This is a genomic window from Pseudomonas sp. P867 (assembly GCF_019891455.1).
GTDB lineage: Bacteria > Pseudomonadota > Gammaproteobacteria > Pseudomonadales > Pseudomonadaceae > Aquipseudomonas > Aquipseudomonas synxantha_A.
The window spans coordinates 364,848-379,015 of the sequence record NZ_JAFLXB010000004.1 but is presented as its reverse complement, the minus strand read 5'-3'; the positions used below and the strand labels follow the sequence as shown (position 1 = coordinate 379,015).

Below are 14,168 nucleotides of genomic sequence, written 5' to 3'. Positions count from 1 at the left end.
TTGCTGTAGATGGCGGGAGACAGGATGAGCACTCTACTACGTCGAAAAAATTCATCCGCTGTAACGGTTATTCAGTTAACCGTAATGGAAAGGGTAATATCCGCTACGGTTGAACAGTTTTTCGACTACGTCCACCTTTTCTGGCGTAATCAGGCGCGACGGGCTTAATCCAAGCCTTTAGCCTTTCGCTCGTATCTGGCAGCGCTACGTTCAAGCCCTGCTCAGCGAGAGCGCGATACACAATATCGGCCATCTCTCCAATTCTTATGGACTGAGTCGAGTCTTCTTTCCATTTTGAAGCCGCCAAGTTGAGCGCTTTCTCTACAGCCTGATCCTTCAACCTGTTTATCTCATTGAGGCCCTTCATGCGACTGTCTTTAATCGCTAGGTGCTCGGCTCTTTCTTGCTGAATTCGATTCGAGTGGGTTAGCACCAGCGCGTACTGTATGTGCTTCGTTGCGAATATTAACTTCAAGCCTGCGTCCATCATTGTCGAGCGTTGACGACGCACGGCCCTTCTTGCACGTTCAAGAGGGCTTTGTTTCCTAGCAAGGCCTGGCAGTTCAAGCTCTAACATATCCTCGATGTATTGACTTTTTGCCATCGACTTCTTGTCGTCTGAAAACGGAGGGATTTCAGCGAGATTTACTGCTGCCTGGAACTCCTCCAGCGCATAGACCGCCCAGAGCTGTGCCTCCGAAAATTGCGTGCCTGTGGACAGAGAAAGATCTTCTGGAGGGAACATCTTCAGAAGCTCGTACCTACGCATTTCGTGCATGTACTTCGCTGCGTCGTCGTATTCGTCAGCAGCTCGGTTGGGGAGGGCGTCTGCGATGTAAGCTCGATAGTGTGTTTTGGCGTCATCGGTGCAGCTGATAATCCTTTTGCGAAGCTCAGCAACCTCAGACGTAGTGAGGTTTTTAAGAAGCTCTACGATGTCCTGATAGACCATATTGAAACCCAGTCCGTCAGGGCAATAATAATACGGGGCGAAGGGGTCATAATCGTTATAGGGCGTCCCCTCCGGTCTTGGGCCGAACAACATCATGTAATGAAGGCGGTCTTCAAAAATTACCGGCTCAGGATCTTTCAGGAATCTCACGCAAATCTCCTATCAGTTCTGGTCCGGCTGTGGGCAGAGCATCCGGCTCAAATTTCGGGGTTAGCTGTATATCCGAACAGTTATGCTTTCAGTCTATAGCTGTCTACACAAACGAGGAAAGCCCGGAGTCACGCCCGCTTGCTAAAGTCGCCTTGGACAACGACGCCGGCGGCGAGGCCGTCGAGGTAGTTCGCATACCATTGCATCATTGTTTTTCGCTGCGGCAGGTACTGGGCTTTGTTGTAAACACCCGCTATGCCTTGCTTGATATGGGATAGCTGCGCCTCGATGTGGTTTTCGTCAAACCCGTGCTCGTTCAGAATCGTCGAGGCGATATGACGGAAACCGTGCCCGGTCTGGCGGCCTTCATAGCCGAGACGACGTAGAGCCATCAGAAAGACCGTGTTGCTACGTGGCTTGGTGGTGTCGCTCCGGCCAGGGAACAACATCGGGTAGGCACCAGTGAGCACCTGCAGACTTCGCAGTAGCTCGACTGCCTGGGTTGGCAGCGGCACTAGATGTTCGCGTCGACGTTTCATGCGCTCGGCCGGAATCGACCACAGAGCTTTATTTAGATCGAACTCCGACCATCGCGCTTCGCGCAGTTCAGACGGTCGACAGGCGAGTATGGAAAGCAGGTGCAGGCCGATCCGCACATCAGCGGTGCCGTATGTCCTGATTGCGCGCAAGAGAGCCGGAAGCTCATCAAGGGATACGTGGGCATAGTTCTCGGCAGGCTTGGTCAGCAGGAATTTATGCAGCCCCTCCAGCGGGTTGTGAGTGGCTCGCCCTGTTACTCGGGCCAGGTCGTAAATCTCCCGGCACATGCCGCGTACGCGACTGGTCTGTTCAATGATGCCCTTCTGTTCCATGGAGCGCAGGAACTCCATCCACTCCATAGGCAGGATCTCACGATAGATACGCTTACCGAATACCGGGAAGACGTGGAGTTCGAGCGCGCCAATCATTCGTACGGCGGTACCGGCTGTCCAGCTCAAGCGCTTGGACGCGTACCATTCCCGCGCTAGCGCTTCGAAGGTCTGGCTAGAGGCTTCAGCCTCTGCGGTCTTTCTGGCTCGCTTGGTGGCGAGGGGGTCTCCTCCCTTGACGGCGTCCTCTCTCAGCACAGCCGCTTTCTGTCGGGCCTGTGAGCCGGATAGCTGGTGGGCGCCCGTGCCATAGCCGCCCAAGCCAAGCCATGACCACTTGCCGTCTGGCTTCTTGTAGCGCAATTGCCAAGATTTGTTACCGTCTGGGCGCACTCGGAGATACAGAGCGTTGCCGTCCAGCTCCCGGTATTCCTTGGCTTCCGGCTCCAGGGTGGCTAGCACGGTGTCGGCTAACGGGCGGCGTTTTATCTCGCTGCGCTTCATTTCCCTTGTACCCCTCAGTTTCAATTATTTTGAAAGGTACATGATGGGATACACGAGGGGAAGATATAGGGAGAGGCAAGGAGAGATAGCCATAAACAAGAAAGCCCGCACTAGGCGGGCTTCTTGAGGTTTTTCGTAGACTGTCGGAGACAGATCTAAACAGCTATATGGTGCACCCGGCGGGATTCGAACCCACGACCCCTGCCTTCGGAGGGCAGTACTCTATCCAGCTGAGCTACGGATGCTTGTGCGGGCGACATCATACCCATGTCGACCTGATGCGTCCATTCCGGCATTTCCCCCGCCCCCTGTCGTCCATTTCCGACAAAAAATGGCTAATCGCCACCCTCATTCACAACTCACCGCGCCGCACGTCCCTTTGTTTGCTTTGCTCTTGTGGCTTTAACCCGCTTCCACGCCGCAATTCCCCAGGTGAACGCATGCATTCCAAAGGAACCGTGATGCTCGATCTCCCGCTCAGACAAACCCTGCTGGCTCGCTCCGATTTGTTTCGAGGTATGCCGGAGCACCTCTTGCGCTACGTGGCCACCCATATGGTGGAGCGCACGCTGGATGATCGTGAGCTGTTGTATTTCAAGGACGACACCCTCGAATTCATTGCGTTGGTGGTGGAGGGCCGGATTTATTCGGTGGTGCATGGGCCCGATGGTCGGGAGCAGATCATTGGCAGTACCGGGGCCGGGCAGGTGGTGGGGGAGACGGCGTTGATCAAGGATCATGGGCGCGAGTCTTCCACCTTTGCCAGTGGCCCTACGCGGTTGTTGCAGTTGGGTAGCCGGCATTTTGCTGTGTTGTTTGAGGAACCGGTGTTTCTGCGGCGTTTGTTGATGTTGATGATGCTGCGTTTGCTGCACGCCATCGAGTTGCTGGAGTTGGTGTGTCTGCATCGGCTGGAGTCGCGGTTGGCGCGGTTTCTGTTGGCCAACCTGGGCGAGATCGACCTGGCGTTGGCTTTGCCCAGTGTGTCGTTGCCCGCCAGCCAAGGGGTGTTGGCGTCGATGCTGAATACCAGCCGCCCCAAGCTTAATGTGCAGCTGCAAGTGTGGCGCCGCAATGGCGTGATCAGCGGCAATCTGGAGCGCATGGTGATCAACGATGTTGAGCATTTGCGGCGCAAGGCGTTTGCCTTGAATTAGTTGCCGCAGTGTTCCCCAGGTAACAGCGTAGCCCCGTCGAGCCCTCGCAGACTGGCCCTTCATCAAGGATGCACAGGAGTGCTGGCGATGGGGATGACTGTTGAGTTCAAGGATCAATGGGCCGCCGATGACCGTTTGTTCGAAGCGAGTTGGCGCGCCGTGCAGGGCGAGCTGAAGCGCCGTGCGCTGCGACGGGCCAAGGGCAATCTGGATCAGGGCCAGGAGTGGTTGTCGGCCACGGCGATCAAGGCCCTGCTGTTTTTTCGGCGTTCGCCGGAGCGCATTCGTGACCCTGAGGGGTTTCTGTTTCTGGTGCTCGACCATGTGTTTCTCGACAGCTTGCGGCGCAGCAAGCGCGAGGGGCGGCTGTTCGATGATTCGGTGGATCTTGAACACGATCATCTGGCCGCGCTCGCCGCGCCCTGCGCGTCGGTGCTGGAGCGAGTGGAATGTTATGAGCGCCTGGAGCAGATCGAGGCGCACGTCGCACGGTTACCGCTGTTGCAGCAGCGCTTGTTCGAGATGCGTTTTGTCGACGACCTGCCTTACCCGCAAATCGCCGCCGAGCTGCACGTCAAGCTGCCACTGGTGCGCAAGCGCGTGCAACTGCTGCGTAGTGCCTTGCGCTGAATGTGATTCACACAGGCTTGCGTGGGGCGTTCTAGAGGTATGAGCGCAGCACGCCGCCGCTATCCACACCCAACCCTGGGCGAATGCCATCAAGGAGAGATGTATGACAGAGGTCAACAGCCAGATCACCGACGCGGTCACTCAAACCAACGTCAAGGTGGTGGCCGAGGCGCCGGCCCAGGCCATCGCGTCGCTGTACCAGGTGGCCAGCAGCGCGGCGGGCCTGTCGTTGCAGAACGCGGTCAACAGCCAGCAGGCGATGAATCAGATTTCCAACGCGGTGATCTCCAAGGCCGTGGCGCTGATCATGCAGATTGGCGAGAAGGGCTGAGGCCTCGGGAGATTGATTATGTCGTGGTTCAGCAGAAAGAAACCCGCCGCCTCCCAAGCAACGCCCGCCGCCGATCCACCTGCGCCGGCGCCCGCCGCACCGGCCTCGCGCTCGATCATGGCGCGCATGAACGAGCACCTGCTCAACCAGGTGAGCACGCCGTCGCCCGATAGCACGGCGGCGCTCAATAGCCAGATCGTGCAGGCGGTGCAGTTCACCAACGCGCAGAACTTTGCCTATGCCCCGGCGCAGATCGCGGTGCCGGCCGACATGATGATCAGCCAGGCGGCCGGGCTGGTAGCGCAGGCGGCGGCGGGGTACTTCGACGGGGTCAGCAAGATCGCCCTGGCGGCCCAGGCCGTGCTGCTCCAGCAAATGACCGAGAACATCGTCAATGACAACCTGCCGGGCGCTGCCGAAGACGCTTTGGGCGCCTTGGCCACCGACCTGCTTGTGGGCGCCGCTGCCGCCGTGGCCGCCGCCGCCGGAGCCATGGAAGCCGAAGCCGCCAGCGTGGCCATCGACAAGATCGACCAGAGCATCGCCAAGTACGCGAGCACCCTGGCCAACCGGGCCGCGCCAGCGGCCTGAATCCAGCACAGCGCTCCAGCGTTCGGCTGGAGCGGTGCAACAGCAACTTGAAAGCAACTTTTCTTGAGTGAGGAGCGACATCATGCAGCCTGGAGATATTATTTTTTCTGTCAAACAAGATGACGACAGCGCTACGCGGGCGTTTATCAAAGCCGGTCAACTGGTCAAGGCCAAGGTGTTCTCGCAGGACACGACCTACCTGAATGTGGTTCACCCGGCGATTGCGGTAAGCGACACGATGGTGATCGAAAGTGTGGGCAGTGGCCTGGCCCTGACCGACCTGAGCCTGGAAAAACCGCCGCGCTCGGCGATGGTGTTTTCCTGCGTGGATACCGAACTGGGCGAGGCGGCGACGGTAGCTGCCAAGCAGTTCTACTTCGACAAGATCGGCGGTGATATTCGGGGCCGCTACAGCGTGTGGAACGCGATGATTTCAGCGTTCCGGCGCTGGACTTCCGATACCAGCCTGGTGACGCGGATCAACGAGTCCATCGACATCGGCAGCGGGTCCTTTTGTTCGCAGTTCGCGGCCAACTGCTATGAAGTCGGCAACCTCTACAACGAGGCCAATCTGCTGCCGCCTCCGCCTGCCATTTTCCCCAACCAGCCTAGCGCCATAACGCCTGCGGAGTTGGCGACCTTCTGTGATTCCTCGCCGCACTTTTACTTTGCAGGGTTCTGGCAGGACAACGTTGAGGTGCGGCTTTAGCGGCGCTGTTGCCGCCCAGCCAGTGCCGCAGGAGGTTCACATGCAGCCACCGGTTCTATCCAGCGCTGATCGCCAGCGGCTTGAGGCGATGCTGCGCAGCCCGCAGATGTTCGAGGGTGCGCCGCGAGCCATCGTTGACGAAAGCCTCAAGCGCGCGGTGCAGGTGCTTGAACAATCGAAGACCAACGAGCAGGCCATTCGCCAGGCCGCCCAGCAGAGCGAGGCGGCGGTACGCCAAGCGCTGAGTGGCGCGCCCGATCAAAGCGTCGAGCAGTTGGATCTCAAGCGTGAGGTGAACAAGGAGATCCAGCAGTTGATCGCACGGATCGAGGCCGCCCTGGCCGGACCTGCGAAATCCTGAAGCCACAGGTTTCACAGCCCTTGTTTGGCAACGTTCATTGATGAACACGGAATGCACCGTGTACTAAATAAGGAAATTGATCATGGCATTTGTTAACGAGCAAATTACCGACGCGGTCACCCAGACCAACGTCAAAGTGGTGGCCGAATCGCCAGCGATGGCGATGAGCACCATCTATCAATCCATGGCGCAGGCCACGGCGATTCTGTTCCAGAACGCCGTGTCGGCCCAACAGCAGCAAAACACCCTGGCCCAGGCGGCCACCAACCAGGGCGTGATGCAGATCTACAGCGTCGATACCACCGCAGGTGCGGCGGCCACCGAGAAAGTCGCCCAGGGCGGCGTGTCGGATAACCTCACCAGCCTGTTGACCGTGCTCAAGTCTTTCCAGCCTTAAGCACTGAGCGATAACGGATGTTGTTCTTTCTCAACCCAGGAGTTTCAACCATGAGTACAGTCAGCCCGCAAATCACCGATGCCGTCACCCAGACCAACGTCAAGGTGGTTGCCGAATCACCCGCGATGGCCATGAGCACCATCTACCAATCCATGGGCCAGGCCACGGCGATCCTGTTCCAGAACTCGGTCTCGGCCCAACAGCAACAAAACACCCTGGCCCAGGCGGCCACCAACCAGGGCGTGATGCAGATCTACAGTGTCGACACCACCGCTGGCGCCGCGGCCACCGAAAAAGTCGCCCAGGGCGGCGTGGCCGACAACTTGACCAGCCTACTGGCCGTGCTCAAGTCGTTCCAACCTTAAGCTGCGAGGTCCCCAACGGCCCCGGCGCCCACAAGGCTCCGGGGCTGTTGTCGTGTGCGCTTGATCTGAAAGATGAGCCGGATGCGCCATATTCGTTCTTTTTTTCGAACATCCTATTGCCCTGTACCCCCATTGATCCTAGGATTCGTTTGAGATTTCAAACGCTCTGTCTCCCGTGCGCACTTTTATTTCTTCCGCGCGCTGGGGCTGATTTCCCTGACGGCAGCCCACAAGGCGCCTTTCAACAACTCTAATTCGCTCCGCGTGCGCGCGGTGCTGTTAAGGAAAGCCGACATGCAGCTCAAAGATACCCAATTGTTCCGCCAGCAAGCCTTTATCGATGGCGCTTGGGTCGATGCGGACAACGGTCAGACCATCAAGGTCAACAACCCGGCCACGGGCGAGATTCTCGGCACCGTGCCGAAGATGGGCGCCGCGGAAACCCGCCGCGCCATCGAAGCCGCCGACAAGGCCCTGCCGGCCTGGCGTGCACTCACCGCCAAGGAGCGCGCCAACAAGCTGCGCCGCTGGTTTGAACTGTTGATCGAAAACCAGGACGACCTCGGCCGCCTGATGACCCTCGAACAAGGCAAGCCACTGGCCGAAGCCAAGGGCGAAATCGTCTACGCCGCCTCCTTTATCGAATGGTTCGCCGAAGAAGCCAAGCGCATCTACGGTGACGTGATCCCCGGCCACCAGCCCGACAAGCGCCTGATCGTGATCAAGCAGCCTATCGGCGTGACCGCAGCCATCACCCCGTGGAACTTCCCTGCAGCGATGATCACCCGCAAAGCCGGCCCGGCCCTGGCCGCCGGTTGCACCATGGTGATCAAGCCGGCCTCGCAAACCCCCTTCTCGGCCCTGGCCCTGGTTGAGCTGGCGCACCGCGCCGGTATCCCCAAAGGCGTGCTCAGCGTGGTCACCGGCAGCGCCGGCGACATCGGCGGCGAACTGACCAGCAACCCGATCGTGCGTAAATTGTCCTTCACCGGCTCGACCGAAATCGGTCGCCAGCTGATGGCCGAATGCGCCAAGGACATCAAGAAAGTCTCCCTGGAGCTGGGCGGTAACGCGCCGTTCATCGTGTTCGACGACGCCGACCTGGATAAGGCCGTCGAAGGCGCGATCATCTCCAAGTACCGCAACAACGGCCAGACCTGCGTGTGCGCCAACCGCCTGTACATTCAGGATTCGGTGTACGACGCCTTCGCTGAAAAGCTCAAGGTGGCGGTGACCAAATTGAAGATCGGTAACGGTCTGGAAGAAGGCACCACCACGGGCCCGCTGATCGACGAAAAAGCCGTGGCCAAGGTTCAGGAACATATCGCTGATGCCCTGAGCAAAGGCGCCACGCTGCTGGCCGGTGGCAAGGCGATGGAAGGCAATTTCTTTGAGCCGACCATCCTCACCAACGTCTCCAAAGACGCCGCCGTGGCCAAGGAAGAAACCTTCGGCCCGCTGGCGCCGCTGTTCCGCTTCAAAGATGAAGCCGACGTTATCGCGATGGCCAACGACACCGAGTTCGGCCTGGCCTCTTACTTCTACGCCCGTGACCTGGGCCGTGTGTTCCGTGTGGCCGAGGCCCTGGAGTACGGTATGGTCGGCGTCAACACCGGGTTGATCTCCAACGAAGTGGCGCCGTTCGGCGGCATCAAGGCGTCGGGCCTGGGCCGTGAAGGCTCCAAGTACGGGATCGAGGATTACCTGGAAATCAAATACCTCTGCCTGGGTATCTAAGGCGCGGGATTGCAGTAAACGCAGAGGGCACGAGAGCGCTGTCCCTTTGCGTGTTTCACATCGTAATTCGTAGTGGCCGGGAAAGCTGGGGCAGTCGATCATCGAATGCTGCCGTAGTTGCCTCCCCGCCACGTATGCCTTGGACCACGCCACCCGATGAGTGGCGAATGAGGACTTTATGAGCAAGACCAACGCTTCCCTGATGAAACGCCGCGAAGCCGCTGTACCGCGCGGTGTTGGCCAGATTCACCCGATCTTCGCCGACTCGGCGAAGAACGCCACCGTGACCGACGTTGAAGGTCGCGAGTTCATCGACTTCGCCGGCGGTATCGCCGTGCTGAACACCGGCCACGTGCACCCCAAAATCATCGCGGCCGTGACCGAGCAGTTGAACAAGCTGACCCACACCTGCTTCCAGGTATTGGCCTACGAGCCCTACGTCGAAGTGTGCGAAAAAGTCGCCGCCAAGGTGCCGGGTAATTTCGCCAAGAAAACCCTGCTGGTCACCACCGGTTCCGAAGCGGTGGAAAACGCGGTGAAGATCGCCCGCGCCGCCACGGGCCGTGCTGGTGTGATCGCTTTCACGGGCGCTTACCACGGCCGCACCATGATGACCCTCGGCCTGACCGGCAAGGTCGTGCCTTACTCGGCCGGCATGGGCCTGATGCCAGGTGGCGTGTTCCGTGCGCTGTATCCGAACGAACTGCACGGTGTGAGCGTCGATGACTCGATCGCCAGCATCGAACGCATCTTCAAGAACGATGCCGAGCCACGTGATATCGCTGCAATCATCATCGAACCGGTACAGGGCGAAGGCGGTTTCTACGTCGCGCCCAAAGCCTTCATGCAGCGCCTGCGCGAACTGTGCGACAAGCACGGCATCCTGCTGATCGCCGACGAAGTGCAAACCGGTGCCGGGCGTACCGGTACCTTCTTCGCCATGGAACAGATGGGCGTTGCCGCCGACCTGACCACCTTCGCCAAATCCATCGCTGGCGGCTTCCCGCTGGCCGGTGTGTGCGGCAAGGCCGAATACATGGACGCCATCGCCCCAGGCGGCCTGGGCGGTACCTATGCCGGTAGCCCGATCGCCTGTGCGGCAGCCCTGGCGGTGATGGAAGTGTTCGAAGAAGAGCACCTGCTGGACCGCTGCAAGGCTGTCGGCGAGCGCCTGGTGACCGGCCTCAAGGCCATCCAGGCCAAGTACCCGGTGATCGGCGAAGTGCGTGCCCTGGGCGCGATGATCGCGGTCGAGCTGTTCGAAGACGGCGACACCCACAAGCCAAACGCTGCCGCCGTTGCCTCCGTGGTGGCCAAGGCGCGTGACAAGGGCCTGATCCTGCTGTCCTGTGGTACCTACGGCAACGTGTTGCGCGTACTGGTGCCGCTGACCTCGCCGGACGAGCAGTTGGACAAGGGTCTGGCGATTATCGAAGAGTGTTTCTCCGAACTCTGACACGCCCCGCTCCTACGAAAAGCAAAAAAACCGCTTCGGCGGTTTTTTTGTGCCTGCTTCATTGTACGCACGCGGCGGCATTGTCTAAGGTGCAAGCATTGCCGATGGAGCGTGCTGGATGACTGCTGTTGATTTACCTGCTGTACCCCGAGTGTTGATTGCCGAGGCGGACCCCTGGTCGCGGGACCTGCTCAAGCAAGTGTTGTTGAATGTGCGTTGTGACGCGCGGCTGGATGTGTGCGCAGATGGTGACCACGCTGCTGCGCTGTTGCGTGAGAAAAGCTATGACCTGATCCTGGCGGATTGGGAGCTTGCAGGCGTCGATGGTCTGAGCCTGCTGCGCAGTGTGCGCCAGCAGCGCCGCTCCCCCGCATTGCCATTTATTCTGCTGAGCAGTCGCAACGACAGCGCCAGCGTACGCGAAGCCTTGCCCCTGGCGCCCACGGCCTACCTGACCCGCCCGCTGAACATGGAGAGCCTGACCCAGCGCCTGCAAGACCTGCTGCTTAACGAAGGCGAAAGCGTGTATTGCGAGATCCCGGCGCTGGCACCGGGAATGACCTTGCCAGCATTCCTGGAGCAGCGCCGAGAGGTCTGCGATGGCGCACCGTTGCGTGTGGACGTGAAAGCGGCGGTGCATCGCAGCCTGGGCCCCGAGGGCGTGGACCTGCAGCAGCTTGAAGATCAGGTGCGCATGGACCCGCAAATCACCGCTGTGCTGATCGCTGCCGCCAACAGTGCCGGGTATCACGGCACGCCGGTGCAGACTCTGCACGCGGCCCTGAACAAGCTGGTCCCTGGGCAAAGCATGAACCTCATCCTGGGCCTTGCGCTCAAGCACAACGTGGTGCTGGGTGACTCTGGGCTGGTGGCCTACGCCGAGCGGCACTGGCAGTTGTCCGAGGACAGCGCCGAGTACGCCCGGCGCCTGGCACGCATGTTGGAACTGGATCACCAGCGCTGCTACAGCGCCTGCATCCTGCATCGGTTGGGCGACCTGGCCTTGTTGCGCTGCCTGGAAGACTGGCGTCAGGGCGGCGGCGCCCTGGATGACGAAGCGATCGGCGAATCCCTCGACAACTTCGGCGCCGCCTACGGTTCGGCGTTGCGCACTCGCTGGCGCTTGCCGTTGGAATTGCGCCAATTGATCGCGGCCACCTATTCACTGGAAGGCGGTGTGTATTCACGCGAAGCCTTGGTGGTGAACCTGGCGACGCAGATGGCGCGGTTGACCGAGCACGAAGGGCTGCAAGAGCTGGCCGGCAGCAAGACCGCACGGCTGCTAAAGGTGGGCTTGTCCGAACTGGCGCGAGTACGCAAAACCTGAAACACACACCGATCAATTGTGGGAGCTGGCTTGCCTGCGATAGCGGTGGGTCAGCCAAGACGCCATCGCAGGCAAGCCAGCTCCCACAGTTGATCGGTATTAACCGGCTATAACGCGGTTCTTGCCTTGGCGTTTTGCCTCATACATCGCTGCATCCGCCCGGGCGAACAGGCTGTCGAGGGTGGAGTCATCTTCACGCAAGCTGGCCAGGCCCTGGCTGACGGTCACGCTGAACTCGCGCCCTTCATAACTGAACAACAAGGCCTGGATCTCCTTGCCCAGCCGTTCGGCTACTTGCAGGGCCATTTCTGGCGCGCAACCGGGCAGCACAGCGGCGAATTCTTCGCCGCCAATGCGCCCGAACAGGTCGCCACGGCGCAATACCCCCCGACCACTCTCAGCGATGCGCCGCAGCACCTGATCGCCCTCCAGGTGGCCGTAGGTGTCGTTGACGTCCTTGAAGTCATCGATGTCCAGCAACAGGAACGCCAGCGGTGTGCCCTGAACGCAGGCGTTGTCGAACGCCTGGTTGGCGCATTCGAAAAAATACCGGCGGTTGCTGCTTTGGGTCAGCACGTCGGTGGTGGCCAGACGTTGCAGTTCCAGCTCCAGCAGCTTCTTTTCGGTGATGTCTTCGGCCATGCCAACCACAATCAGCGGTTCACCGGGCACCACCTGCTGGTTGATGTAGCACTTGTCACTCAGCCAGCGGATTTGCCCGTCGGCGGTGATGATGCGGTACTCGCGGTCTTCCACGGCGCCTTGTTCCAGCACGCGGGCCAGGCTGTGTTCGGCGTAATCGAGGTCTTCGGGGTGAACACTGTTGCGCCATTCGCGGTGGTCGGCCAACAGCAAACCGGCCGAACGACCGAATATGCGCTCGTAGGCTGGGCTCACATACAGCACGCGACGGGTTGCCCAATCGATGGCCCAGAGCACGGCGTTCACGCTGACCAACAGCGAACTGAGCAATTGCTCGCGCTCACTCAGCCGCTCCACTTCGCCCTGGGCATGCATCAGCGCCAACAGGGTCGCCGCCGCAGCTGGACGCGGCGGCTCGGCAGTGGGCACATCGGGCAGGCAGGGCTTTTCGTGAACCATCGGTACAACTCTCTCTGGGCGCGCCGCAGGATGGAGCAGCGGTCACTACAAGGGGTCACCATGATGGCGAAGTGTTCTTTGAGAGAGGGGATTTGCAGTGAAGTTCCGTGATCGGCATGGATTGACGGTGCCCGGAAAATGGCGCCAAAAAGCCAGTGTGTGGGAGGGCAAGCCCTCCCAAAGTACCGTCAGACCGCCGCAGGGCGCAGCGAGTAGGTCTTCAACTGGTGGGCAAAGTCGCGCAGGGATTGAATGCCGCTGGCCTCGGCTTCGTGCACCCATTCCTTGATCGCGGCCAGCATATCGTGGCCATTGGTGCTGGTCTTGAGCCAGATCTGCTGGAGCGCCAGACGCTTTTCATAGATCACGGTCAGCGCATGGCTGTGCTCCAACATGCTTTGGATGCGCAAGTGGTGACGGTCATCCAGCAAGCTGGTTTCCCGTGACAACAGGCGCTTGGCACGGTGGAACTGGTGACGTACCGAGTGATCGACCTTCTCCAACTCCTGCTTGACCAGCGGGCCGATCACCAACTTGCGGTATTGGGCCATGATCTGGAAGCGGTTGTTGAGGATCGCCATGGCGGTGTCCATATCCAGGCTGCCCTTGCCTTCGACACGGTGGGCGATGGGGGCAACGCGCTGCACCTTGGCCAGGCGCAGGAAGCTGAACACTTTGATCCAGGCCCAGCCCAGGTCGAACTCCCACTTCTTCACCGACAGCTTGGCCGAGTTGGGGTAGGTGTGGTGGTTGTTATGCAGCTCTTCGCCGCCGACGATGATGCCCCACGGCACCAGGTTGGTGGCGGCGTCACGGCATTCGAAGTTGCGATAGCCCACGGCATGGCCCAGGCCGTTGATGACGCCGGCGGCCCAGAACGGAATCCACATCATCTGGATCGCCCAGATGGTGATACCGATGGTGCCGAACAGCAGCAGGTCGATCACGCCCATGAGCGCCACGCCCAACAGCGGGTAGCGCGTGTAGAGCTTGCGTTCGATCCAGTCGTCCGGGCAGTTCTTGCCGTAGATGCGCAGGGTCTCGGGGTTTTCCGCCTCGGCACGGTACAGCTCGGCGCCTTTGCGCAGCACCGTGGACAGGCCCTTGATCACCGGGCTGTGCGGGTCATCGACGGTTTCGCATTTTGCGTGGTGCTTGCGGTGGATGGCGGTCCACTCGCGGGTGTTCTGCGCCGTGGTCAGCCACAGCCAGAAGCGGAAGAAGTGTTTCAGGCCGGCATTGAGCTCAAGGGAGCGATGGGCCGAATAACGGTGCAGATAGACAGTGACCCCAATAATGGTCACGTGGGTCATCAACAGCGTGACTGCCACCAGTTGCCAGGCTGACAGGTCAAGAAAACCGTTGTACCACATAGGCTGTATGGCCCTCAGATAAAGAAAAGAACAGCTCACGCATTATCACTAAGCCTACAGAGAAAACCAGCCGCTCTTTCAGATAGGAGTGACTGGATGTTTCTTATTCTATAATCCCCAGCCTTCGTAGGGCGATTCTGTTTTTTTTGGTAAGGATT

The 14,168-nt window shown here is 59.8% G+C and carries 15 protein-coding genes and 1 tRNA gene; 11 read left to right on the top strand and 5 right to left on the bottom strand.

Annotated elements, in window-relative coordinates; genetic code table 11:
* Positions 1-103 precede the first annotated feature (103 nt).
* From J1G33_RS10390 to J1G33_RS10380, 3 genes are all read right to left on the bottom strand, one after another.
* Positions 104-1,102 (bottom strand): hypothetical protein, encoded by a 999-nt coding sequence (locus J1G33_RS10390; RefSeq protein WP_223018028.1) that lies wholly within the window; start codon positions 1,100-1,102, stop codon positions 104-106.
* A 128-nt stretch (positions 1,103-1,230) separates the two neighbouring features.
* On the bottom strand, positions 1,231-2,475 hold the full coding sequence (locus J1G33_RS10385) for a tyrosine-type recombinase/integrase (protein ID WP_223018027.1): 1,245 nt from the start codon (positions 2,473-2,475) through the stop codon (positions 1,231-1,233).
* Positions 2,476-2,643: 168 nt separating this feature from the next.
* Positions 2,644-2,720, bottom strand: a tRNA-Arg gene (locus tag J1G33_RS10380).
* A 195-nt stretch (positions 2,721-2,915) separates the two neighbouring features.
* Between J1G33_RS10380 and J1G33_RS10375 the strand changes: the two genes are divergently transcribed.
* From J1G33_RS10375 to J1G33_RS10325, 11 genes are all read left to right on the top strand, one after another.
* Positions 2,916-3,632: a Crp/Fnr family transcriptional regulator gene (locus J1G33_RS10375; RefSeq protein ID WP_223018026.1), complete on the top strand. Its 717-nt coding sequence runs from the start codon at positions 2,916-2,918 to the stop codon at positions 3,630-3,632.
* Positions 3,633-3,719: 87 nt separating this feature from the next.
* Positions 3,720-4,262 (top strand): sigma factor-like helix-turn-helix DNA-binding protein, encoded by a 543-nt coding sequence (locus J1G33_RS10370; protein ID WP_050989018.1) that lies wholly within the window; start codon positions 3,720-3,722, stop codon positions 4,260-4,262.
* A gap of 103 nt (positions 4,263-4,365) precedes the next feature.
* A complete protein-coding gene (locus J1G33_RS10365; protein ID WP_003187543.1) occupies positions 4,366-4,593 on the top strand; it encodes a RebB family R body protein in 228 nt (75 codons plus the stop codon).
* A gap of 18 nt (positions 4,594-4,611) precedes the next feature.
* The gene (locus tag J1G33_RS10360) at positions 4,612-5,184 is read left to right on the top strand and encodes a hypothetical protein (protein ID WP_223018025.1); all 573 of its coding nucleotides are present in this window, start codon (positions 4,612-4,614) and stop codon (positions 5,182-5,184) included.
* A gap of 82 nt (positions 5,185-5,266) precedes the next feature.
* On the top strand, positions 5,267-5,893 hold the full coding sequence (locus J1G33_RS10355) for a hypothetical protein (RefSeq protein WP_003187547.1): 627 nt from the start codon (positions 5,267-5,269) through the stop codon (positions 5,891-5,893).
* 40 nt (positions 5,894-5,933) lie between these two features.
* Positions 5,934-6,254 carry a hypothetical protein gene (locus J1G33_RS10350; RefSeq protein WP_223018024.1) on the top strand — a complete coding sequence of 107 codons (321 nt, stop codon included), beginning with the start codon at positions 5,934-5,936 and terminating at the stop codon, positions 6,252-6,254.
* Positions 6,255-6,336: 82 nt separating this feature from the next.
* Positions 6,337-6,651 (top strand): RebB family R body protein, encoded by a 315-nt coding sequence (locus J1G33_RS10345; protein ID WP_005783676.1) that lies wholly within the window; start codon positions 6,337-6,339, stop codon positions 6,649-6,651.
* A gap of 50 nt (positions 6,652-6,701) precedes the next feature.
* Positions 6,702-7,016 carry a RebB family R body protein gene (locus J1G33_RS10340; RefSeq protein ID WP_003187551.1) on the top strand — a complete coding sequence of 105 codons (315 nt, stop codon included), beginning with the start codon at positions 6,702-6,704 and terminating at the stop codon, positions 7,014-7,016.
* A 294-nt stretch (positions 7,017-7,310) separates the two neighbouring features.
* Positions 7,311-8,753, top strand: a complete 1,443-nt coding sequence (gene gabD, locus J1G33_RS10335; RefSeq protein ID WP_032878469.1) for an NADP-dependent succinate-semialdehyde dehydrogenase — start codon at positions 7,311-7,313, stop codon at positions 8,751-8,753.
* A gap of 178 nt (positions 8,754-8,931) precedes the next feature.
* The gene (gene gabT, locus J1G33_RS10330; RefSeq protein ID WP_078819994.1) at positions 8,932-10,209 is read left to right on the top strand and encodes a 4-aminobutyrate--2-oxoglutarate transaminase; all 1,278 of its coding nucleotides are present in this window, start codon (positions 8,932-8,934) and stop codon (positions 10,207-10,209) included.
* Between the two features lie 118 nt (positions 10,210-10,327).
* On the top strand, positions 10,328-11,536 hold the full coding sequence (locus tag J1G33_RS10325; protein ID WP_223018023.1) for an HDOD domain-containing protein: 1,209 nt from the start codon (positions 10,328-10,330) through the stop codon (positions 11,534-11,536).
* 99 nt (positions 11,537-11,635) lie between these two features.
* Here J1G33_RS10325 and J1G33_RS10320 read toward each other — a convergent pair whose 3' ends face one another.
* Both J1G33_RS10320 and desA read right to left on the bottom strand, forming a co-directional pair.
* The gene (locus J1G33_RS10320) at positions 11,636-12,637 is read right to left on the bottom strand and encodes a sensor domain-containing diguanylate cyclase (protein WP_032878465.1); all 1,002 of its coding nucleotides are present in this window, start codon (positions 12,635-12,637) and stop codon (positions 11,636-11,638) included.
* A 188-nt stretch (positions 12,638-12,825) separates the two neighbouring features.
* Entirely contained in the window at positions 12,826-14,010 is a 1,185-nt protein-coding gene (gene desA / locus J1G33_RS10315) for a delta-9 fatty acid desaturase DesA (protein WP_005783697.1), read from the bottom strand.
* Positions 14,011-14,168 lie beyond the last annotated feature (158 nt).